Raw genomic sequence first — 21,265 nt, forward strand, 5'->3', positions numbered from 1 at the left:
GGTTATCCTCATCGGTATCATACAGCAATCACGACTTAACCAAAATCACTCGCCTCTTATTGTCGGTACAGCGCCTGAATGCGGCATATCTGGGAAGGGCTGTATCCCGTTGCATCCGCTGTTTCCCTGATACTGAGTTTCTTGACCTGCCGGTAGTACAGGACTTTCTGATGCCGTGCATGATCGGCCTGCTTTCCCCGGTATTTATGCAACGTATGTGCCCGTTCAATTCCCTGCTTTTGACGCTGCCGGCGGCTTAGCCAGTCCTTATGCGATATCGCGGTCATCAGGTCGATAAAAGCGTCATCTCTTCCGCTTCAAACGCCTCAAGCAGTTCTTTATCGAGCTTCTCTTCCACGACGAGCGTTGAGATTTCACGGCATTTCGCCACGCTGAATCGCGCTACAGCGGGGATTTTATCCGCTGTCAGCCCGACAATGATCTGATTGCTTTGCGCCATTGCGACTTTCTTGAATTCGCAATCCGCATAGTTAAACCCGGTCAGACCGGCCTCCGGACTCATGGCACAGCCGCCAATAAACGCCTGATCAAACAGAATCCCCTGGATCTGGTTGATCGCGGTTTGCCCGACCGCGCCGCCGGTGCTCTTCTGTATCTGCCCGCCCAGCATAATCACCTCCGCAGCAGGATGGTTGATCAGTAGCGCAGCAATATCGGGTGCATTGGTGACGACGGTGATATTCAAATCTGGTGATAGCGCCTGTGCCAGCGCCAGATTGGTCGTACCGGCATCAATAAAAATGCAGCTATTGGTTTTCACCAGGCTGGCACAGCGCTGCGCGATCAGGGCTTTTGCTGCGTAATCGTGAGCTTTCCGGCTGACAAAGCTGCCCGCCTCCTGAAGCTGTAACACCGCACCGCCATAGACCTTTTTACATAAACCCTCTTTACTGAGTTCATGAAGATCGCGGCGGATAGTGTGCTCTGACACGGCCAATTGCCTTGCAAGGTCAGCGCAGACCACCCGTCCTTTGTCCTGCAATATCTCACGAATCAGCGCTTGTCGCTGCTGCGGGAAAGCTGCATAATCGAGCATATAAACCTCAAAATATTCACAATCGAGCTATAGTGAGCATAATCGTTCACTGCCGGGCAGGGAGTCAATAGCGATCTCTCGGTCCTGTCAGCTCTCCCCGACATCCCTCAAAGGAATGCAATGGCTAATAACGTCTCTTCCACGCTGGCAACACGCATCATCTTTTTTATAGCCGGATTTATCACCGCGACCTGGGCGGTGATTGTGCCTTTCGCCCGCGGCAATACCGGCGTTAATGAGGCGCAACTCGGCACCTTGCTGCTTTGTCTTGGCGTCGGCGCGCTGATTGCGATGCCGGTGACGGGCTGGCTGACCAGCCGCTTTGGCTGCCGCCGGGTGATTCTGGTCGCTGTCGCGCTGGTCATCATCAGTACGCCATGGCTGTCGGTGCTGAGCAACCCGCTGTTGCTGGCGCTGGCGTTGCTGGTTTTTGGCGTCGGCATCGGTGTGACCGACTGCGCCATGAACATCCAGGCGATTCTGGTGGAGAAGCAGGCGGAAAAGCCAGTCATGTCAGGCTTTCACGGCATGTACAGCGTGGGCGGCATTGCCGGGGCGGGCTTTATGACGCTGCTGCTGGCGATGAGTTTTAGCGTGCTGACTGGCTGTTTGCTGGCGGTCGCGGCGGTGATTATCATGACGCTGGTCAGCGCACCGGGCTTACTGACCTACGCGAACCCCGCTGAAGGCCCGGTATTTGCTGTTCCGCGCGGCAGCGTACTGATTATCGGCATCATCTGCTTTGCCGTCTTCCTGACCGAAGGCACCGTGCTGGACTGGAGTGCTGTCTATCTGACCGACATCCGGGCCATTCCGGCGTCACTGGGCGGACTGGGCTATACCTGCTTTGCCATTGCGATGACCGTGGCGCGTCTGACGGGGGACCGGATTATCTCATCGCTGGGACGTTTACCGGTTGTGCTGGGCGGCGCACTGATTGCCGCCGCTGGCATGGCGATGGTGACCTTTATCGCCTCCTGGCCGCTGGCGTTGCTGGGCTACACCCTGGTCGGTGCAGGCTGCGCCAATATCGTGCCGGTAATGTTCTCCGCCGCTGGGCGTCAGACGGTGATGCCGCAGGCGGTCGCCGTGCCTGCCATTACTACTCTGGGTTACCTGGGGGTACTGAGCGGGCCAGCCGTGATTGGCTATGTGGCGCATTACACGCATCTCGCTTTCTCGTTTTCACTGATTATGGCGCTGATGCTGATCGTCGGTGCGGTCTCTCTGACTCTGGATCTGGGCCGTAGCCGCGCGGGAGAGAACGCATAAAATCACTCAGCTCGCGCTCCTGCCAGGATTTGATTGAACGGGGCGCGAAGTCATCTTCAGGAGGAACGGAAGCGGCGTGCCCTTACTCTCCCAGCCTGACCCAGCGGCGGCCGGCCAGCACAGTTAGCGCCACGATGGTGATGCCCGCAGCCAGATGCATAGAAAAATCGATGGCGTGCAGATGGGTATCGTGGCACAACGACAGCAGCATCGATGAGGTAAACGCACTGCCGCAGCCGCTCAGCGCCAGACTGCGCGCCGGATAGAGGGATCGGGTGCGCTGCAGGGCGAACACGGACATCAGCATCATCGGGACACTGGCCGACAGCATAAACAGATAGCAGTGCATCCCTTCACCCAACCGGTTCGCGCCCGATGGCGGTGCTGAAGATGACATATTGATCAGATTCAGAACCAGCCACATCATCGCCATCAGCAGCGGCCAGCGCAGGCTGATCGGTTTTCTGCCTGCAATACTCAGCGTAAAGGCTGCCGCCAGCGTGCTGCCCGCGATGATGAGTGACAGCAGCAGGGCAACCAGCGCGAAAAACGCGCCAGGCTGCGACCAGTCAGTGAAACGGCTGTGAAATGCCCAGCTGGTCAGCGCGCCACTGGGCAGGGCAAGGGCAATCCAGCCCGCAACGCGCCAGGCGGTGGGCCAGACGCGCTGCACCGGCTGGGCAGACGCGCTGAGCTGATTAATTAACTGGTCATGATTTCTCATGATGACCCCGTCCATATTTACGAAGGTTGACCATTGCGCGATGCAACAGAGATTTAACCGCAGAGAGCGACTGATTGGTTTCAGCTGCTGCCTGCGCCAGGCTCTGCTCGCGCAGATGCACGGATTCGACGATCTCTCGCTGGCGCAGCGGAAGGTTATCCAGATAACCGGAGAGGATATCCGTATCGGCTGAGGACTCTGCACTTGCAGCGGGTTGCCGTTGCAGCTCTTCCTCATCCTGTACTTCCTGGCGACGGCCGCGATGGCGCAGCGCATCTATGGCCCGGGCAGAGGCGATGGCAGCAACCCAGGGGAGTATCGGACGCTGCGGATCGTAGGTATGCCGCACCCGATGAATCGCCAGCAATGTCTCCTGAATGACATCCTCAACCAGTCCCTCGTCATGGATTTTTTTGCATACCAATGCCCGGATGGCAGGAACCATCGCTTTCAGTAACTGGTTATAGGCAGCTCTGTCACCCGCCTGTGCCCGGGCCATTAATGCTGGCCACTGCTGTGCGCGTTGATCAGTTTCTGGCATCGATCATCAGCAGTTCAGCACGCTGTCGCCGCGCCCTGACCACGCGCCAGGCAATCGTTTCATCAGTAATCTCAGGATTTATTTCCTTTTTCTGTTGCCTGATCCAGCGCTGAAATCACAATGCCAGGCGTCAGCACCTGGGGCAGTACCTCAGGTTTACCGCCGTCAGCCGGATAGACCACGTAGAGCGGTAATCCACCGCGTCCGAAATCGCTCAGCGCCTGTTCAACATCGGGATTGTATTTGGTGGAATCCGCGACCATATAAATGGTGTTGGTTCGCGCCATCGCCGCTTTTACCGCCTGCGTCGAAAGCGAAGTACGATCGTTAACCTGGCAGGTAATACACCATGATGCGGTAAAGTTCACCAGTATTGGTTTGCCCTGACCTTTGATGGCATCAACGTTCTGTGGCGACCAGGCCACAGCGGCGGCAGCCTGTGAGGCGGTTGCCGTTTCAGCCGGAGCTTCGGCAAACCTGTTCAGGTTCAGTAACGGCACTACGACCAGCGCCAGGAAGAATGCGGTCGCCACATGCAGCACCCAATGACGCTGTCCCATCATACGGCGTTTCTGCGCCATGCCATACAGCCAGGCGGCGAAACTAAACAGTAAACAGCAGGCCAGAATGGCAGCCAGCGCCGCCGATCCCGCCTGACGTTCAAGTACCCAGATCAGCCAGCCCACCGCGCCCAGCATGGGAAACGCCAGCCCCTGCTTTAAGGTGATCATCCAGGCACCCGGTTTTGGCAAAATTCGCGCCAGCACCGGGAAGAATGAGATGAGGGTGAAGGGCGCAGCAAAGCCCAGCGCCAGTGAAATAAAGATCACCAGACTGATCAGTGGAGGCTGGGTAAGCGCATAGCCTACCGCGCTGGCCATAAAGGGCGCGCTGCAGGGAGTTGCGACAATGATGGCCAGCGCGCCAGTCAGAGCTGAACCGACTAAACCACCGCGATCGCCTCCCACTTCGCCAACCCGCTGTACCGATAATCCTACTTCAAACAGACCGAGCAGGTTCAGCGCCGACCCAAGCATCACCAGAATCAGCGCGGCGATGACCAGCGGCGATTGCAGCTGGAATCCCCAGCCCACCGAGGCACCGCCCGCTCTGGCCAGCAACAGAACTGCGGTCAGAGCGACCATCGTCACGACTACGCCCAGCAGAAAGGCCAGGCCTTCGGCTCTGGCGTGGGAAGGTGATTCGTGATGGCGGATCAGGCTTAGTGCTTTCAGCGAGATCACCGGAAACACGCAGGGCATGAGGTTCAGAATAATGCCGCCCAGGAAGGCGGCTGCAATCGCAGTCAGCATGATGTACCTGCTCTGAAGTTGAAGTTATGCCGGATTGGCCTGACGGTATTTTTTAACGGCATCCATCGCTTTCTGGATATGCGTATCAGGATTTTTATCGGTGAAGCTCAGCAGGATTTTGCCATCGGGCGCAATCACGTAAGAGGTACGGTCTGAAAGCTTCTGACCTTTCATCTCCATGGTGCTCTTATATTCTGCCGCCACTTTGGCACCGGGATCGGCTGCGACGGTAAATTTGTCACGGCATTCAAGCTGCGAGAATTTCGCAATCTGATCGGTATTGCCCGCCGTCACGCCAATGACGGTTGCACCCTGCTTTTTAAATTCATCGGTCGCTTCAGCAAAATCGTGTGCTTCCAGCGTACAGCCTGCACTGAAAGCAGCAGGGAAGAAGTAGAGGACAACCGGGCCTTTCTGCAGCGCCTGTTGCAATGAGAAGGTGGTCGATTTACCGGCCAGCGCGGCTTCCAGTTTAAAGTCCGGTGCTTTTTCACCGACCTGTAACGCTGCAAAAGCAGATGTTGCCGGAACACTCAGTGCCAGCAGCGTAGCGACGGCCAGGGTTTTCAGGGTGTTTTTCATTGGCTTTACTCTCTCCATTGACGAACAGACGGAGTTGTCTGACGTCCCTGATAACAGATTCGTTTAAAAATGGAAAAAGTTGCGCGGTTGAGGAATTTTTTTCGTGTTTTTTTTATGGTGCTTCACCAGCCGTCCTTTATCAGAACCCTCATTTTGAGCTGAATCGTATAAAGCTAATGTCAGCAAATTTCACCTGATCCGCTGTAGTTATTCCTCTCTGGCCTGTAATCACTGTGATTTGGCCCACAATAATAGGTCTGAGTCGCAGCCTTTTCCCAACAGGTGAGCATCATCACGTTTATCTTCAGTCCCATTAAGTAAATTTCCCTTACGGAAAGAAAAAACGATTCAGCTAATGGGGTGAAGGATGAAGATTAAACTGGCGTTAACGGTACTGGCAGTGCTGGTTTCAGGCTCTGCAGCGGCAAAAACCTGGGTGCTGACGAGTGCTGAACAGGGCACTGAGCAAGGAAACTGGAAGATTTCGAGTAGTGAGCTGAAGTCTCAGAGCAAACCGTTCAGCATCGAGCAGAAAGTCCTGCATGGCGGCAAGCAGGAAGGCAGTAAAATTCTGACGATCCACAGTGAGGATGGCCTGACCATCACGCTAAGCCCGACACGTGGCATGAACTTACTGCGTGTTGAAGGCTTTGGCACCCGCATGGGCTGGGATTCACCAGTTAAAGAGGTCGTCAATCCTGCCTACATCAATCTTGAGAGCCGCAACGGTCTGGGCTGGCTGGATGGTTTCAACGAGATGATGGTGCGTTGCGGCTACGAATGGACCGGTCATCCGGTCACCGATGAAGGCCGAATCTATACGCTGCACGGTAAAGCGGGGAATACGCCGGTTTCTCAGCTGGAAGTTGAAGTGGCAGATGCGGCACCACACGAAATTCGTATTCGCGGCCTGATTAAAGAGAGCACCTTTAAGAAAGCTGATTTGCAGACCATGACCGAGCTGCGTTACGTGCCAGGCAGCAACAGTTTCAGCCTGCATGATGTGTTAACCAACCACGCCGACTATCCGCACGATTACCAGATCATCTATCACAGCAACTTCGGCAAACCGATTCTGGAAGAGGGCGCACGCTTCCTGGCGCCGATGTCCGGCATCAGCCCATTCAATGACTACGCGAAAGCCGGGTTAAAAGAGTGGCAGACCTATAAAGGTCCGACCAAAGACTTCGATGAGATGGTGTTCAACATCAAGCCACTTTCAGACAGCAATCATCAGACCGTCGCTGCGGTGATAAATAAAGCGGGCAACAGAGGCGCATCCATTCAGTTCGATACGCGTCAGCTCCCGATGCTGACCTTATGGAAAAATACCGACACCCTGAAACAGGGCTACGTGACCGGCATCGAACCTGGTACCAGTTACGCCTATCCGGTCACCATTGAACGTGAACAAAAACGTGTGAAGCAGCTGCAGCCGGGTGCCAGTACGGCATTTGATCTAACTTACACCTTGCTGCACAGCAGCGAGCAGGTTAATGACGTTGAGAAACGCATTAAGGGCATTCAGGGTGAAACGAAGATTGATGTGAGCGAGACGCCGATAGCGAAAGAGTAACTGGAATGAATGAAATCCCGATGACGTGAAGTCGCGTGTCGGGATTTTTTTTAGATTTGAGAACGGATTTTATGACTTACAGGCTGCCGCGCCATGGATATTGCTGGTCGTGAGCGGCACCATAAAACTGAAGCAGACGGATAAATAATCACTGATTTTGCAAATTTGAAGACCTGGATCGTGTAAGAGGACGCATTCGTACGTTGTGGCAGATTACAAATATGTCTTCATTTATCACAGCAAGGCATCAATGATGTTCAGAACAGTGTTTATAGCAGCATCGGTATTACTTTACTGCTGGCAGGTCCAGGCATCCCCGGGTTTTCGCCAGATGACAGTGTCAGACACCAAGGGAGATCCTCTGAAAGTAGCGGTGTGGTACCCGGCGATTCAGAATGGAGTAAGTGAAACTGTTGGAGAAAATGTCGCTTTTGTCGGCGTTGAGATTATCCGTAACGCCACACCCGTTTCGGGAACGCATCCACTTGTAGTGATTTCACATGGATTTAATGGAAGCTGGAAAAATCTTTCCTGGCTTGCTGCAGCGTTGGCCGCTCAGGGATACATTGTGGCTGCGCCTGATCACCCCGGTACGACAATCTTTAATCAGAATCCTGAAGACGCCAGAAAACTATGGCGTCGTCCTGGTGAAATATCCCGGGTAATTGATTTCGTCGGTCGATCTTCTGACTTATCTGGCACAGTAGATGATAAGCGCATTGCGGCTATTGGGCATTCTCTTGGAGGCTGGACAGTCATGTCGCTGGCTGGAGCGCGTTTTGATCCTTCGTTGTTCCTGAATGACTGTCAGCAGCATGTCCTTCGCGGTGACTGTAAGCTGACGACCAAACTTGGAATAGATGACGTTACTGCGCATAAACTTTTGTCATCTGACAATCTTGATACAAGAATCAAAGCCGTCGTGTCACTTGATGCTGGATTAGCGCCAGGTTTTACCCCTGCTAGCCTGAGCAAAATTAACATACCCGTACTTATTCTCGCGGCCAGTAATGACAAGCTGGGTCAGTTGCCTGCTTCTGAGGAATCTGAGTATCTTGCTGATAAAATGCGCGGATCATTGCGACAATTCAGTATCATCAAGGGGGCGACTCATTTCAGTTTTATGCAGTTATGTAAACCAGGTGCAGAGAAACTTATTGACGATGAAACGCCGGGCGATGGCATTGTTTGTCAGGACGACAAGGGTGCTAGCCGATCAGAACTACATCAACTGATAACGACTAAAATCACACTTTTTCTGGATTCTGCATTGAGTTATCACGCGCCTGCTGACGAAATAGACTAGGGGATAGGCCTGAAAGGCGCTGGAATTCACGATTGAAATTAGACTTAGTCATGAATCCGCACTCCAGCATGATATGAGTAACGGGCAAAGAAGTGTTAAGCAGTAGCTCTTTTGCCCGTTCAACCCTGAAACCATTGATCCACTGCGATACATTACACTGTTTAACCGAGTTAACGGCTGCAGAGAAATTACGGGCGGGTATGCCGGTTTTCCTTGCCAGTAGAGCAAGCGTCAAATCGGGATTCAGGTAGAGCTCTGTTTCATGGACCTGTTTTTCGAGCATCATATATAACTTAGTCATATCTGCCGCTGGAGCTTGATCATCGATCTTGTCTGTTTTTTGCCCGATAACAGGTTCAAAGCGCTGGGATGAGTTTAAAAAGCCGAAAATAATCGTGCCGACAATGGGCAAGAGCGCAAGTTGAGTGATGAGGATGATCGAAGTGGCATGTTTTCCACCGCTGATACCAAAGTCAGTTGCAATGAGAACGTCTGTCAGCGCGGAGAGACACAGAAAGCCGCCTGCGAAAAAAGTCAAAGTAGGATGCTGAGCTATTGCGCCCAGAGTATTGAGCCTTATAGGTTTTCCACTAATCACTGCTTTTCTTAGCAGGGCGAATCCATAGCTGAAATAAAGCATACTGAGGATGAAGTCAGTAGCAGGTGCCCATACCAGCCTGATCACTAGCGATACTATTGCGGGTACAAGCAAAATCAGTAAGTCATGTTTACGTCTTTCTTCACTTAGCGGGACGAAACTGTGCCATGCAATGGCAGGTAAAAGCATTGCCAACACACTCTGCACATTTCTCAAAATCTCAGAGTCATACTCCCAGCGGATCGTATTAATCGAAATAAGAACGATGCAGGCAGAAAGAAAACGCAGCGTGCCGTTGTTACGTTGTTTTCCGGAATAGATTGTTGCCATCAGCAACAGCAGAGAAAGAAGTGTAATGACAGGAAAAGGCACTGAGAGCATGGGTGCAGAACCAGAGCAGCAAATTTCCTGAATGATTACACAATTGCCTGCGGGTTGTCTTGTTTGACAGGGGGCGTCAAATGCGGAGCTGGTGCTTCCATAAAGCGAGATTTCGCCACTATTTCAGCATTATCAAACTGATTAGCAGCAGACAGGATAAGAGGGGATGACTACGTTATCGTTAATTTAACATAAGATAGATTATGCGCACTTAAGGCGAGGCGGTAACATAGAGGCTAAAGCTCTAAGCTAACCTTATCCGGGCGCTTCAGACAACCTGCTGAAGCCCCTTGTATGAGTATGACGGCCTCTGGTGAGGAATTTTCACGATCAATAAAGCCGTCACCTCACCACCACTGTATCTCTCACGGCGATCGGTTCAGGATAGACAGTGGCGATGATCGCTGGTTTAAGAGCACGCTGTTGCTCTCAATCCGTCGCGCCCTGACACACTGCGAATCGACAGCATCTATGGCTTAGGCAATGAAGTCTCGTGCAGATGTCGCCACAAAACCTTGCCAGCATCATTTACCTCGAACACAACCGTAGAAAACCGCAGCGTGACCTCCTGACCCGGAAGCTGCTGCAACTCCTTATATACCACAGTGGCGTTTCCTTCACTCTCAGCAACCATCTGCATGTCGCAGATATCAATCGCTAAACCCGGACGTGCACCGCGCTGAGTGCGGAAAAACCCATTTAGTGTCGTGAAATCCAGTAAGGCACCGCCCGGTGTCACCATGGAATATGCAGGACTAAAACGCGCTAAAAGTTCCTCACAAACCTCATCATGTGCTTCTATGTTACCCAGCCAGTTGCGAATCAATTCGTGGGCGTCCAGTACTTCCTTAAAATAACGGTTCATTTTTGGTCCCTTTTAAGCATAGAAATAACCTTCTGATTTGAAATGCGTAAACAGCACAGAAGCGGAATCACAGCGCTGAATGCCGCTATAACAAAACAGAGGTGATAAGCGTGTTCTTCAGGCATGCCGCTATTCGCAATCAGATTGAACAGCAGGCTGACCAGCGTAACGCCGAGACAAAAACTGAGCTGGCGATTGATATTCCAGAGTGCGCTGGCATCAGCAAGTTCGCTGTCGGTGATGTGAATAAAAGCAGAACTCTGAGCCGTGCTGCTGCACAGGCTGCCGCCAAATCCCATCAAGGCGAAAGCAAGTGCAAAGACTAAGGTGTCCGATGTCTGGACAGTCAGCGCCAGCAGGCCAATACCCAGCGCCTGAAACAGACAGCCGGTGATAAATAGCGGGCGTGGTCCCCAGAGGTTGAACGTCTTACCTGTCAGACTAATTGCCGCAAAGGAAGCCAGAGACCATGGCAGCATGAGCGCGCCAACAAAGCCGGCATGCATACCCAATTGATTTTGCAGGTATAGCATAGTGATCATACTGACGCCGGTGAACACGCCTGGTATAAACTGATAGATCAGCATTGCTGTTTGTAAGAGCGGATCCTTTATCAGATGCAGGTTAATGAGTGGATGGCTTTTTCGAAGTGCGTCCCACACATAGCCCGCCAGAGTAAGGACGCCAGCAAGCAGCATCATCGCCCCCTGATAAAGCCTGTCAGCATCGCCCAGGTAAGTCAGCCCGAGAAGGATCAGCGTGAGCGCGGTACAACCACTGACTAAACCCACCAGGTCCAGCGGGTCAGATGAGTTCGCCGGTTTGTCTGCTTTGAGCCAGCATCCCGCCAGCAGCAATGCCGCAACCGCGAGCGGCAGGCTCACAAGAAAAACCCAGCGCCAGCTAAGGCTCTCAACCACTATTCCACCAATAGCTGGCGACAAGGCGGGTGCCAGCAATGCAATTAACATCACGACTGACGATAACTTCGCACGTTCATTGCTTCTGTATAACGCATAGGTCATCGTCTGACCGATGGGGATCAACAGTCCGCCGCCGATGCCCTGTATCCATCGGAAGGCGATGAGCTGAGAAACTGACGTTGATGCCCCCACACCACAGGTGCCCGCAATGAAAATAAGAAGTGAGAGCATGAACAGACGTTTTGCGCCCATGCGCCGTACCAGCCAGCTACTGAGCGGTATGACCAGCGTCAGGCCTAAGATGTAGCCATTACTGATCCATGCCAGCTGGCTAACGGGGGCATCAAAATGTCTGCCAATCTCTGGATAAGCAACATTGGCGATAAACATGTTGACCAGATCAATAAAAAATCCCAGCAAATAGACACTGGCTACACGCACCCGATAGCTCATTTTTTTCCCAGACAGATCAGCGTAAGGCGCGCAGTATAGGTGCTTAAATTATCGGGATAAATTCACTTCCCGTTGTTACACTGTCAAAGGTATTTTGACAATGAGATGTCGCTAACGGAGTTCAGGATGATCAATATGCAACGGCTGGGGATCTTTGTCGCAGTTGTCGAGGCAGGCAGTTTTACAGGTGCAGCTCAGACACTCGGGTTAACTAAAGCCGTTGTGAGTTTCAATATTAAACATCTCGAAGAGGAGCTGGGTGTCTCGTTACTCATCAGGAGCACCAGACGTGTTTCAGCCACGGATACGGGTGAAAGATTTTATCATCGTTGCCTTCAGCTTCTTCAGGATGCGGAAAGCGTATTAGAGGATGTGAGAAGTGATCACGCTGGATTAAGCGGGACACTCCGGATCACAACCACTCTGGAATATGGCGCTCGTGTGATCGTCCCTGCCCTGGCTGGCTTTGCAGCCCAACACCCACAGTTACGCATACATCACGTCTCATCATCAAAAAACGACGACCTGATTGCCGGCCGCTTTGATGTGGCGATACGACTTGGGCATCTTGCCGATTCCAGTCATCACGCCCGCCTTATCGATCAGTTTGATATCCTGGCGGTCGCTGCACCTTGTTATCTCAACAGCCTGAATGAAGCGTCTATCCGGGATCTTTCACATCTCGCGTCAGCAAAATGGATTGCGCATAGCCGTTTATCGACGCCACTCAGCTGGCAGGTGATCACGCCCGAAGGCGAGTCTGTGCTGATGAGCGCATTTCAGCCTGCCATGATCACGGCTGACAGTGCCTCTTCTTTACTCGCTTTTGCTTTAGCCGGTGCTGGCGTGGCGATTCTGCCCGCCTGGCTGGTGCAGGATGAGATTGATAAAGGTGGATTAGTACGGCTACTGCCCGATCATCAATTCCCCCGTCAGGGAATTTACGCGCTCTACCCTAATACTCGTCATGTGCCAGAAAAAGTACGCGCGTTTATAGATTTCCTGCATGAACGTTTAGCGCTGTACAGCAGAAAATAAGCGCATCCATCACATTATTCTGATGGGCTAAGCGTTAATTTATCTCAACTGATTTAAATCCCATAAACTTTATTTTATGCAGGGCGGGAAGGTAAATATTTACTGTCTGGCTAATGACAATTCAGTTTAACGCAGGCGCATTACTTAATTCCCTGTCATGATAAATCACTGCTGCGCGATAATCTAAAAACTGGCGCTGGGGCTTGTCTTGTTATCCCATCCCCAGCGCCTGCGGCTTCAGGCCCGGACCTGCGCCACACCCTGGTATGGCTCAGTCATTTGATGCACAGTATTAAGTAAAAATTAACGCCGTATAAATAATTCGCACAGTACCTTAATAACATAAGATTTTAATCTGGATGATTGCGGTTTATTCGCTGGCAGGAAAACAGGTCGCATGTTATTAAATTTGAATGTCGCGCTTAAATTCATTTGCATCCGGGAATTAAAACATGAAAAAGAGCTTATCCCTCGCATTACTGTTTTCGCTCACAACAGTTAGTCACGCGGCACTGGCGCAGCAGACCCTGCGCTTTGGCGTTGACCCTACGTTCCCACCGTTTGAATTCAAGGCGGCTGATGGATCATTGCAGGGCTTTGATGTTGATCTGGGCAATGCCATCTGCGTTCAGGCAAAGGTGAAGTGCCAGTGGGTGCAAATGGGTTTTGATAGCAGCATCCCTGCCCTTCAGGCGAAGAAATTTGATGCCATCCTGTCAGCGATGTCGATGACCGATAAGCGTCGTCAGCAGGTGGCTTTCAGCGATATGTTGTACAACACGCCCAGTGCTTTACTGGCACCGGCTGCCAGCACGCTGACGACCGATGTTGCCTCATTGCGCGGTAAGACGATCGGTGTGGCACAGGGCACCATCCAGGAAACCTATGCCAAAACCAAATGGGAGCCGGAGGGCGTTAAAGTCATCTCCTATCCTAACCAGATGGAAGTTTATCCGGATCTGGTCGCCGGGCGTCTTGATGGCAGCCTGGCCAATGCGGTCTCTGCTGAACAGGGATTCCTGACCTCAGCCGAAGGCAAGCCGTACGCCATCAAAGGGACCCTGGTGGATAAAGTGATTTTTGGTGATGGCGTGGGTATCGCGCTACGCAAAGGAGATGAGGCAAACCTGAAGATGATTAATGCGGCACTGGCGGAGATTCATAAAAACGGGACTTATGACCAGCTCACCAAAAAATATTTTAAATTCAATGTTTATCCCTGATCCGCACAACGTGAAGAATCGCAGGAGTATGAAGACTATGGCGTTGCCCGACTACCACGTTCAGCGCGCGCGCTTTATGGCAGCGACGCAGAGCAAAGGTGCTGAGACGACCTCTTATCCGCATCCTCTGCCTGGTCCTCTGGGAGAAGCTCTGTATACAGACGTGGCACGGATAGGACCGGCCAGCGCATCACGTCTGATGCTGGTCGTTTCCGGCACTCACGGCGTTGAAGGCTATTATGGTTCCGATTGCCAGATAGCCTGGCTCGAGACCCTGGATGAAAAAGCGTTGCCCGCTGATACCGCGCTGTTGCTGATTCATCTGCTCAATCCATGGGGCGCGGCGCATTTACGGCGCGTGAACGAAGACAATATTGATCTGAACCGTAACTTTATCGATTTCAGTCAGCCGCCTCCTGCTAACCCGGATTATGCACAGTGGCACGGTATTTATCATGGCGACCGTGCCAGTGCCGATCGGCAACTGGCCGACGCACTCGAGGGCGCGGGCTGGCAGGCGGTTAAACGTGTCACAGAAGCCGGACAGTATAGTTTTGCTGACGGCTTTTTTTTCGGCGGTGAGAAGCCCTGCTGGTCACACCTTACGATGGCGGCAATCGTTGAACAGCATCTCTCTGTAGCGAAAACCATCATCAGCTTTGACCTTCATACCGGGGCTGGCGCATGGGGGCATCCGATGCTGCTCTCTATTGCGGAGCAGCGTTATCCGGCGCATGACTGGGGCAAAGTCATTTACGGTGAGTGGCTGACCTTATTGTTTACTGGTGCCGGACGTGACAGTGTAACTGGAATTACAGCAACGGCAACCGGCTATCTGTCGCACTATCTGCTGACGTCGCTGGCTGACACCCGGATTTTGCCTCTGGTGGTGGAATGCGGGACTTACGAGGGTCAGGATATGCATCAGCGGGTGCGTGAAGATCACTGGCTGCACCTCTATGGCGATCCTGCCAGTGAGGGCGGCCAGGTGATAAAGCAGCAACTGGTCGAGGGGTTCTGGCCAGAAGATGCGGACTGGCGTGCATTGGTGGCTTTCCGCACGCAGCAAATCTTTCTGCGCGGCTGGCGTGCCCTTGCAGACACGCCATGATGTCATAGTCTGCCGTAAAAGGTCATACGCGCGGTTTCTGACAACGCAATATCCGGCTGCGTATTGTAAGCCAGCACGGCCAGCATCCGGGTGACCTCGCCTTCAGTTGGGGTCACCCGGTGCAGGGAATTACGGCCACGAAACAGCACCAGATCCCCGGCATCTATCTCCAGCGCGTCAACGGTCTGGCGTTCTTCCAGCACTGCGTCGACACCGGCAAAGTTCATCTCACCGGCATCAGCATCCCGCAGATCTTTCACATACTGAAACACGCCGCCCGCCAGCGGTTTCTGTACCAGTAAGGTGATGGCAAATGAGGAGTTGTCGAAGTGCCAGCCCAGCTCCTGACCGTGTGATGCATAGTGCAGGTTGATCGAGGAAAGCGGGTCAGCATAGGGATAGAGCGCTTTTTCACCCAGTACATCGCACAGGAAATGTTTGAACAACTCATCATTATAAAGCTGGCGCAGCGGCGAGTCGGCAGCGATAACATCATCAGTGATGCAGCCTTTGGTGCTGATCACATCCCGATTACGCGGATGCTCAGCACTGAAAGCGTCATCAGGTTTCATCAGATAGACATTGTGCATGCTGCGGGTGTGATAAGCCTGGTGACGTTGTGCATTGCCCTCTTCGATGATCGCCTCTAAAGCGTGTGGTTTTAAAAACTGACGCAGTACCAGCGCGCCGGACTGGTTTAACTGCTCACGACAACGTTGACGCCAGCCATGATCGGCCAGTGGATGAAGATCGAGACGGACAAGGGAACCAGACATAGCAACAATTCTCATGATGAGCAGGTGTGATGTTACTCTACCGGTCGCCTGCAACGCTGCGTAACGATAAAAACTTAATGCCCTGATAAGGAAGTGTTAATGCCTGCCCAATTGCCAAGGTTGCCAAAGATCAGCGTCATACAGTCATTTAAAGTGGCTGCCGAACTGGGCAGCCTGGCAAAAGCGGCCGCTCAACTGGCCTTAACCCCGGCGGCAGTCAGTCAGCAGATTCGCCAGCTGGAGGAGCAACTCGGCAGCGCCCTTTTTTTACGTACGCAGAGCGGCGTGATGCTGACCGAAACCGGAAAAGAGTATCTGCGCTATGTCACTGAGGCGTTTGATATTCTGCATCTCGGTCAGCAAAACATCCGCCATGCGGCCAGCGCGCCAAAACTCACGGTTTACACATTACCGGCGCTGGCGTCCAAATGGCTGTTGCCCCAGCTGGCGAGCTGGCGCGACCATTGCCCGAATATCGATCTCTCGTTACACGGTACGCATTCTCAGGTCGATTTCACCGCGATGCCCGCCGATTTTGTGATCTGCTTTGGTGAGGATCGTTACCCGCAGTCAGATAAGCTGAAGTTGTTTCATGATGACGTGCTGCCGGTGGCCAGTCCTGCTCTGTTACATCGCTTTACACCGGAAACGATCTTAAGCCAGGCGCCGCTGATCCACCTCGACTGGGGTAATGAAGGCCGTTTTCTGCCGGACTGGCGAAGCTGGTTTCAGGCTAAAGGCATGGACGAACCTCTGCCGCAGCCCGCGTTCAGCTTTAATCTGACCTCGCTGGCGATTGATGCGGCCGTCGCGGGTGCTGGTGTGCTGCTGGGGCAGCGACGCCTTATCGCGGCGGAACTGGCACGGGGCGATCTGGTGGTAGTGGATGATCTTTGCCTGCCGCTGAGCAAACCCTATTACCTTGTCTGGCCGCAACGCACCCTGAGCCAGCCAGGCAGTGAGGCGATGATTAGCTGGTTAAGCCAACTGGGCGCGAGCGGCGAATAGCCCTTCGCCGTGATCGGACTCGCCTGCGTCCGCCAGTCTGGAACCATCAGCAGGCGCAGGGTCAGATTATTACTGCGCCACCAGGCGATCAGGTGTCATCATCCTTCCGCATTATCCTCAACAATCACCGCCACGCGTTGCCCTGCACGTACAGCGCTGCCTGGCTGCACGCTGACCTGCTGAACAATGCCGTCGCACGGCGCCAGAAGCGGGATCTCCATCTTCATCGACTCCAGCACCACCAGGATATCGCCTTCCCGCACCCGGCTGCCCGCCGTCGCCTGCACCTGCCATAAATTGCCTGAAACCGGGCTTTCAACCCCCTGCTCGCCTGGCTGCAGCGGCGCGTCGCCGCCTTCATCGGCCACACTTTCCTGACTGTCAAAATGGGCCTGTCCGCTGGCGATCCAGCGATCACGTTCCGCATGGAACGCGGCTTGCTGGTGATGGCGAAACAGACCGATGCTCTGCGCTTCACGGGCGAGGAAATCCTGATATTCCGCCAGCCGCAGCGTGCTGTGCTCAATGCGCAGCGGATAGCGACCGAGGGGAAAATCGCGGCGAATCTGCAACAGCTCACTGGCTGAAACCGGATAAAAACGGATCTGATCGAAAAAGCGCAGCAGCCAGGGTTTACCGCCAAAATCGGCGACTTCATGATACCGGTTCCACATCTGCAGCGTGCGGCCGACAAACTGATAGCCGCCTGGCCCCTCCATGCCATACACACACAGATAGGCACCGCCGATGCCAACCGAGTTTTCCGCCGTCCAGGTGCGGGCCGGATTATATTTTGTCGTCACCAGCCGATGACGGGGATCCAGCGGCGTGGCGACCGGCGCGCCGAGGTAGACATCGCCCAGCCCCATCACCAGATAGCTGGCTTCAAAGACCGTGTTCCAGACAGCCTGCTCATCCGGCAGATCGTTTATCCGGCGGATAAATTCAAGATTACTCGGGCACCACGGCGCATCCTGCCGCACGGTGGTCATATATTTTTCGATGGCCTTCTGACAGGCCGGATCGTCCCAGGAGAGCGGCAGATGCACCACGCGTGTGGGAACCTGAAGGTCATCACTCGTGCAGACCCTCTCCCACTCACCGCGCACCCACATCAGCAGCACGTCGGGCGTCAGCGTCTCCGGCTGAAAGTGGATTTGCAGCGAGCGGATCCCCGGCGTGATATCAATAATGCCGTTGCGGGATTGCGCTTCCAGCGCCTGCATCAACGCATGAATGCGAAAACGTAACACCAGATCCAGTTCCGGCTCGCCAGCCTCCAGCAGCAGATGCGTATCACCAGAGAGGCGCGCCACCAGGCGTTTATCCGCTGCGCCGCAGGTCATCACGATGGGCGAAATCAGCGGCGCAGGCTGCCAGTCTGTTTCCTGTGGCTGGAGCGTGGTCAGCTCGGTGCGTCGGCCCTCTGCCAGTCGGCGGGCGGTAGGAATATCCACCGCGACAAACTGCACTTTGTCACCGGCTTTGAGCTGTCCCAGTTGCCAGAGGTCCGCCTCGATTACCGTCACCGGGCAGACGAACCCGCCAAGGCTCGGGCCATCCGGCCCCAGGATCACCGGCATATCACCGGTAAAATCGACCGCGCCGATCGCGTACGGGTTGTCATGGATGTTTGAGGGGTGCAGCCCTGCTTCACCGCCGCTGTCGCGGGTCCAGATTGGCTTTGGCCCGATCAGGCGAACGCCGGTGCGGCTGGAGTTAAAATGCACTTCCCATTCTGTGGCAAAAAACGTCTCGATATACTCCGGCGCAAAAAACTCAGGCGCACCGTGCGGACCATAAATGACGCGCAGCGTGCGCACCGTGGCAAGCTCTGTGTGCAGTCCGACGGGCAGTTCCGATCCGGTTGCGCTCGCAGAACGCGGAGCGAGATGCAGCACGTCACCGCTACGCAGTGCCCGTCCGGCATGTCCGCCAAACTGACCAAGGGTGAAGGTGCTTTTGCTGCCTAAATAGTCCGGCACCTGAATACCGCCGCTCAGACAGAGATAACTTCTGACGCCCGCGCCACTTATCGCGCCCAGCTTCAGCGTTGCCCCGGCCGGAATGGTAAAAACAGAATTCATTGACTGCCCGACGCCATCCAGTGTGACAGTGAGCGGCGCGCCAGAGATCACCGCCTGAATCTCAGTGTTAAATTTCAGGGTGGGTCCATTCAGGGTGATTTCCAGCGCGGCGTCACCCTCCTCATTGCCCAGCAGACGGTTGCCCAGACGCAGTGCGCGATCATCCATCGGCCCCGACGGCGGCACGCCCACCGCCCAGTATCCCAGACGTCCGGGATAATCCTGAACGCTGGTCTGGGTTCCGGCACTCACCACTTCAACCGTTGCCGCCTGATAGGCGAGCTGCTCCAGGCAGCGGGTCCAGGGTTCGCCAGCCGTGAAGGGCGAGAAGGCCAGAATCTGCAACAGATAGAGGCGATTGGTTTCGACGCCATAGAAACGGGTCTCCGCCAGCGCCTGTGCCAGGGTGGCGATGGCTTCCTCGCGAGTGGGGCGCCAGGTGATAACTTTTGCCAGCATCGGGTCGAAGAATGGCGGGACTTCGCACCCCGCTTCCACCCAGCGGTCAATACGCAGGGTTTTACCGTCGGTTGCCGGAAAGAGGACCTGGGTTAACAGCCCTGGCGAAGGCTGGAACTGCCGCCCCGGATCTTCCGCGTAAATTCGCGCCTGTACGGCATGGCCCTGAGGATTCAGCGCGGCGGCTAACGCGTGAAGCGGAGGAAGATCGCCTGCTGCCAGCTCAATCATCCACTGCACCAGGTCAACGCCCCACACCTGCTCCGTGACGCCATGTTCAACCTGCAGACGGGTATTCACTTCAAGAAAATAGAACTGCTGCGCCACGCTGTCATAGACAAACTCAACCGTTCCGGCGCTGCGATAGTTCACCGCTTTTCCCAGCGCGATAGCCGCCGCGCATAAAGCCTCCGCCATACCTGCGGGCAGATTCGGCGCTGGCGTCTCTTCGATCACTTTCTGGTTACGCCGCTGTACCGAGCAGTCGCGTACGCCCAGCGCGATTACCTCGCCCTTGCCGTCACCGAAAATCTGCACTTCAAGATGACGGGCGCGTTCGATATATTTTTCGAGAAATACCCCGGCATCGCTGAAGTTGTTCTGGCCGAGGCGCTGGACCGTTTCAAACGCCTCTGACAGCGCATTCGCATCACGACAGACGCGCATACCGATGCCACCTCCGCCCGCGGTGCTTTTGAGCATTACCGGATAGCCGACCCTCTCTGCGGCGCGGCGGGCTTTGCTGATATCCGCCAGCAGTTCACTGCCTTCCAGCAACGGCACCCCTTCGGCTTCCGCCAGCGCGCGGGCCGTGTGCTTCAGGCCAAAGGTCCGCAACTGCTGCGGTGTGGGGCCGACAAAAATCAGACCAGCAGCCTCGCACGCCTCAGCAAAGGCGGCGTTTTCCGAAAGGAAACCGTAGCCAGGATGAATCGCTTTCGCCCCGCTCTGCTGCGCGGCGGCGATGATCTTTTCCGTCACCAGATAGGTTTGTGCAGCCGGGCCTTCGCCAAGGCTTAGCGCCACATCCGCCTCGCGGATATGTAAACTGCTCAGATCGGCTTCGGAGTAAACGGCGACCCCTTTCACCTGCATGGCACGCAGCGTGCGCAGGATGCGACAGGCGATAGCACCGCGATTAGCAATCAGTAAGGTATCAAACATAAGCGAACTCTCAGGGATGCGGGTCGTCCCGCAAAATTCGATATTCCCTGGGGCCGTCCCCGGGGCTGACCGGCACGTAACAGGCGTGCGCCGGTGGTGTGTTGAGAGGTCTGGCGCAAAAGGCTGAGAAACTCAGTCCCGCTTGTCGCCATGGCAACGCTGACTCAGTTCCACACCAGCACTTCAGCGGGCGTCGGGTTCCAGCCGTTACAGGGGTTATTCAGCTGCGGGCAGTTGGAGATCAGCACCATCACATTGCATTCGGCTACCAGCTCAACGTATTTGCCGGGCGCCGATAGCCCATCCTCAAAGGTCAGACCGCCTTCCGGCGTGACCGGAACGTTCATGAAAAAGTTGATGTTGGCACCGATATCACGTTTGTGAAGGCGGCCATCGTGCAGGCAGGCGCAGAGAAAGTTATCCCGACAGCTGTGCATGTAGCGCTTATCCTGGGCATAGCGCACGGTGTTGCTCTCCTGCGAGCAGGCTCCGCCCAGGGTATCGTGACGACCGCAGGTGTCGGCGACGATAGTCAGCAGCGGATTGCCGAGATTCGAATAGAGCACGCTGCCGGTGGTCAGATAGACGTTTCCCTGACGACGCAGCGTGCGCTGAGGATCGTAGCGTTCCCGCGGGTTATCGCTGTTATAGAACAGGGTATCAATTGCCTGATTCCCTTCGAGGTCGAGCAAGCGCAGCGTCTGCCCTTTTTTCACTTCGAACAGCCACGGCTCGCCTGCCGGTATCACGTGGCGATAGACGGCATCTTCAGGACGACGATCAGAGTTGATAAGGGTCATCGCAGCCT

At 54.5% G+C, this 21,265-nt stretch carries 18 protein-coding genes and 1 pseudogene; 7 read left to right on the top strand and 12 right to left on the bottom strand.

Annotated features, from left to right (window positions below):
* Positions 1-56: 56 nt before the first annotated feature.
* Both HFD95_RS22080 and HFD95_RS07735 read right to left on the bottom strand, forming a co-directional pair.
* A pseudogene (locus tag HFD95_RS22080) lies at positions 57-308 on the bottom strand (resolvase); the annotation flags it as partial.
* The gene (locus HFD95_RS07735) at positions 287-1,057 is read right to left on the bottom strand and encodes a DeoR/GlpR family DNA-binding transcription regulator (protein WP_167430058.1); all 771 of its coding nucleotides are present in this window, start codon (positions 1,055-1,057) and stop codon (positions 287-289) included. The pseudogene HFD95_RS22080 and the gene HFD95_RS07735, both read right to left, overlap by 22 nt.
* A 120-nt stretch (positions 1,058-1,177) precedes the next feature.
* On the opposite strand from HFD95_RS07735, the gene HFD95_RS07740 reads away from it, so the two are divergent.
* Complete coding sequence (locus HFD95_RS07740; protein WP_167430059.1) at positions 1,178-2,329, top strand: MFS transporter; 1,152 nt, start codon at positions 1,178-1,180, stop codon at positions 2,327-2,329.
* Positions 2,330-2,411: 82 nt separating this feature from the next.
* Here HFD95_RS07740 and HFD95_RS07745 read toward each other — a convergent pair whose 3' ends face one another.
* The 4 genes from HFD95_RS07745 to HFD95_RS07760 all read right to left on the bottom strand — a co-directional run bounded on the left by HFD95_RS07745 (position 2,412) and on the right by HFD95_RS07760 (position 5,489).
* Positions 2,412-3,053 carry an NrsF family protein gene (locus HFD95_RS07745; RefSeq protein WP_163799905.1) on the bottom strand — a complete coding sequence of 214 codons (642 nt, stop codon included), beginning with the start codon at positions 3,051-3,053 and terminating at the stop codon, positions 2,412-2,414.
* Entirely contained in the window at positions 3,040-3,594 is a 555-nt protein-coding gene (locus tag HFD95_RS07750) for a sigma-70 family RNA polymerase sigma factor (protein ID WP_167430060.1), read from the bottom strand. Before HFD95_RS07750 ends, HFD95_RS07745 begins: the two co-directional genes overlap by 14 nt.
* Before the next feature lie 71 nt (positions 3,595-3,665).
* Positions 3,666-4,907, bottom strand: a complete 1,242-nt coding sequence (locus tag HFD95_RS07755; RefSeq protein WP_033773936.1) for a protein-disulfide reductase DsbD — start codon at positions 4,905-4,907, stop codon at positions 3,666-3,668.
* Between the two features lie 24 nt (positions 4,908-4,931).
* Positions 4,932-5,489 (bottom strand): peroxiredoxin, encoded by a 558-nt coding sequence (locus tag HFD95_RS07760; protein WP_010670341.1) that lies wholly within the window; start codon positions 5,487-5,489, stop codon positions 4,932-4,934.
* A 367-nt stretch (positions 5,490-5,856) separates the two neighbouring features.
* Between HFD95_RS07760 and HFD95_RS07765 the strand changes: the two genes are divergently transcribed.
* Both HFD95_RS07765 and HFD95_RS07770 read left to right on the top strand, forming a co-directional pair.
* Entirely contained in the window at positions 5,857-7,065 is a 1,209-nt protein-coding gene (locus HFD95_RS07765; RefSeq protein ID WP_167430061.1) for an aldose 1-epimerase family protein, read from the top strand.
* Between the two features lie 250 nt (positions 7,066-7,315).
* The gene (locus HFD95_RS07770) at positions 7,316-8,371 is read left to right on the top strand and encodes an alpha/beta fold hydrolase (protein ID WP_080701293.1); all 1,056 of its coding nucleotides are present in this window, start codon (positions 7,316-7,318) and stop codon (positions 8,369-8,371) included.
* Here the strand turns inward: HFD95_RS07770 and HFD95_RS07775 are convergent.
* The 3 genes from HFD95_RS07775 to HFD95_RS07785 form a co-directional block, all read right to left on the bottom strand.
* Positions 8,313-9,350 (bottom strand): AraC family transcriptional regulator, encoded by a 1,038-nt coding sequence (locus HFD95_RS07775; protein WP_154210093.1) that lies wholly within the window; start codon positions 9,348-9,350, stop codon positions 8,313-8,315. The genes HFD95_RS07770 and HFD95_RS07775 overlap by 59 nt on opposite strands.
* 469 nt (positions 9,351-9,819) lie before the next feature.
* Positions 9,820-10,215: a hypothetical protein gene (locus HFD95_RS07780; RefSeq protein WP_010670345.1), complete on the bottom strand. Its 396-nt coding sequence runs from the start codon at positions 10,213-10,215 to the stop codon at positions 9,820-9,822.
* Positions 10,212-11,591 (bottom strand): MFS transporter, encoded by a 1,380-nt coding sequence (locus tag HFD95_RS07785; RefSeq protein WP_167430062.1) that lies wholly within the window; start codon positions 11,589-11,591, stop codon positions 10,212-10,214. Before HFD95_RS07785 ends, HFD95_RS07780 begins: the two co-directional genes overlap by 4 nt.
* Before the next feature lie 126 nt (positions 11,592-11,717).
* On the opposite strand from HFD95_RS07785, the gene HFD95_RS07790 reads away from it, so the two are divergent.
* From HFD95_RS07790 to HFD95_RS07800, 3 genes are all read left to right on the top strand, one after another.
* Positions 11,718-12,629 (top strand): LysR family transcriptional regulator, encoded by a 912-nt coding sequence (locus tag HFD95_RS07790; RefSeq protein WP_122459806.1) that lies wholly within the window; start codon positions 11,718-11,720, stop codon positions 12,627-12,629.
* 452 nt (positions 12,630-13,081) lie between these two features.
* Complete coding sequence (locus tag HFD95_RS07795; RefSeq protein ID WP_045140108.1) at positions 13,082-13,852, top strand: ABC transporter substrate-binding protein; 771 nt, start codon at positions 13,082-13,084, stop codon at positions 13,850-13,852.
* A 37-nt stretch (positions 13,853-13,889) separates the two neighbouring features.
* On the top strand, positions 13,890-14,963 hold the full coding sequence (locus HFD95_RS07800) for a DUF2817 domain-containing protein (RefSeq protein ID WP_167430150.1): 1,074 nt from the start codon (positions 13,890-13,892) through the stop codon (positions 14,961-14,963).
* 2 nt (positions 14,964-14,965) lie between these two features.
* On the opposite strand, the gene HFD95_RS07805 is transcribed toward HFD95_RS07800, so the two are convergent.
* Complete coding sequence (locus HFD95_RS07805) at positions 14,966-15,739, bottom strand: 2OG-Fe(II) oxygenase family protein (protein WP_033780229.1); 774 nt, start codon at positions 15,737-15,739, stop codon at positions 14,966-14,968.
* A gap of 99 nt (positions 15,740-15,838) precedes the next feature.
* Between HFD95_RS07805 and HFD95_RS07810 the strand changes: the two genes are divergently transcribed.
* Positions 15,839-16,747 carry a LysR substrate-binding domain-containing protein gene (locus HFD95_RS07810; RefSeq protein ID WP_033760408.1) on the top strand — a complete coding sequence of 303 codons (909 nt, stop codon included), beginning with the start codon at positions 15,839-15,841 and terminating at the stop codon, positions 16,745-16,747.
* A gap of 98 nt (positions 16,748-16,845) precedes the next feature.
* Here HFD95_RS07810 and uca read toward each other — a convergent pair whose 3' ends face one another.
* Positions 16,846-20,457 (bottom strand): urea carboxylase, encoded by a 3,612-nt coding sequence (gene uca / locus HFD95_RS07815; protein WP_167430063.1) that lies wholly within the window; start codon positions 20,455-20,457, stop codon positions 16,846-16,848.
* Between the two features lie 164 nt (positions 20,458-20,621).
* Positions 20,622-21,257 (bottom strand): urea amidolyase associated protein UAAP2, encoded by a 636-nt coding sequence (locus tag HFD95_RS07820; protein WP_010670353.1) that lies wholly within the window; start codon positions 21,255-21,257, stop codon positions 20,622-20,624.
* Between the last annotated feature and the right edge of the window lie 8 nt (positions 21,258-21,265).

Origin of the sequence: Pantoea sp. EKM10T, assembly GCF_011800685.1 — a bacterium.
Lineage (GTDB): Bacteria > Pseudomonadota > Gammaproteobacteria > Enterobacterales > Enterobacteriaceae > Pantoea > Pantoea agglomerans.

Excerpts from the sequence above, each read along its gene's own strand:
- HFD95_RS07745 (WP_163799905.1), bottom strand. The coding sequence starts at position 3,053 with ATGAGAAATCATGACCAGTTAATTAATCAGCTCAGCGCGTCTGCCCAG.
- HFD95_RS07820 (WP_010670353.1), bottom strand. The coding sequence starts at position 21,257 with ATGACCCTTATCAACTCTGATCGTCGTCCTGAAGATGCCGTCTATCGC.
- HFD95_RS07755 (WP_033773936.1), bottom strand. The coding sequence starts at position 4,907 with ATGCTGACTGCGATTGCAGCCGCCTTCCTGGGCGGCATTATTCTGAAC.
- HFD95_RS07790 (WP_122459806.1), top strand. The coding sequence starts at position 11,718 with ATGATCAATATGCAACGGCTGGGGATCTTTGTCGCAGTTGTCGAGGCA.
- HFD95_RS07740 (WP_167430059.1), top strand. The coding sequence starts at position 1,178 with ATGGCTAATAACGTCTCTTCCACGCTGGCAACACGCATCATCTTTTTT.
- HFD95_RS07735 (WP_167430058.1), bottom strand. The coding sequence starts at position 1,057 with ATGCTCGATTATGCAGCTTTCCCGCAGCAGCGACAAGCGCTGATTCGT.
- HFD95_RS07770 (WP_080701293.1), top strand. The coding sequence starts at position 7,316 with ATGATGTTCAGAACAGTGTTTATAGCAGCATCGGTATTACTTTACTGC.
- HFD95_RS07780 (WP_010670345.1), bottom strand. The coding sequence starts at position 10,215 with ATGAACCGTTATTTTAAGGAAGTACTGGACGCCCACGAATTGATTCGC.
- HFD95_RS07765 (WP_167430061.1), top strand. The coding sequence starts at position 5,857 with ATGAAGATTAAACTGGCGTTAACGGTACTGGCAGTGCTGGTTTCAGGC.
- HFD95_RS07805 (WP_033780229.1), bottom strand. The coding sequence starts at position 15,739 with ATGTCTGGTTCCCTTGTCCGTCTCGATCTTCATCCACTGGCCGATCAT.
- HFD95_RS07775 (WP_154210093.1), bottom strand. The coding sequence starts at position 9,350 with ATGCTCTCAGTGCCTTTTCCTGTCATTACACTTCTTTCTCTGCTGTTG.
- uca (WP_167430063.1), bottom strand. The coding sequence starts at position 20,457 with ATGTTTGATACCTTACTGATTGCTAATCGCGGTGCTATCGCCTGTCGC.
- HFD95_RS07795 (WP_045140108.1), top strand. The coding sequence starts at position 13,082 with ATGAAAAAGAGCTTATCCCTCGCATTACTGTTTTCGCTCACAACAGTT.
- HFD95_RS07750 (WP_167430060.1), bottom strand. The coding sequence starts at position 3,594 with ATGCCAGAAACTGATCAACGCGCACAGCAGTGGCCAGCATTAATGGCC.
- HFD95_RS07760 (WP_010670341.1), bottom strand. The coding sequence starts at position 5,489 with ATGAAAAACACCCTGAAAACCCTGGCCGTCGCTACGCTGCTGGCACTG.
- HFD95_RS07800 (WP_167430150.1), top strand. The coding sequence starts at position 13,890 with ATGGCGTTGCCCGACTACCACGTTCAGCGCGCGCGCTTTATGGCAGCG.
- HFD95_RS07785 (WP_167430062.1), bottom strand. The coding sequence starts at position 11,591 with ATGAGCTATCGGGTGCGTGTAGCCAGTGTCTATTTGCTGGGATTTTTT.
- HFD95_RS07810 (WP_033760408.1), top strand. The coding sequence starts at position 15,839 with ATGCCTGCCCAATTGCCAAGGTTGCCAAAGATCAGCGTCATACAGTCA.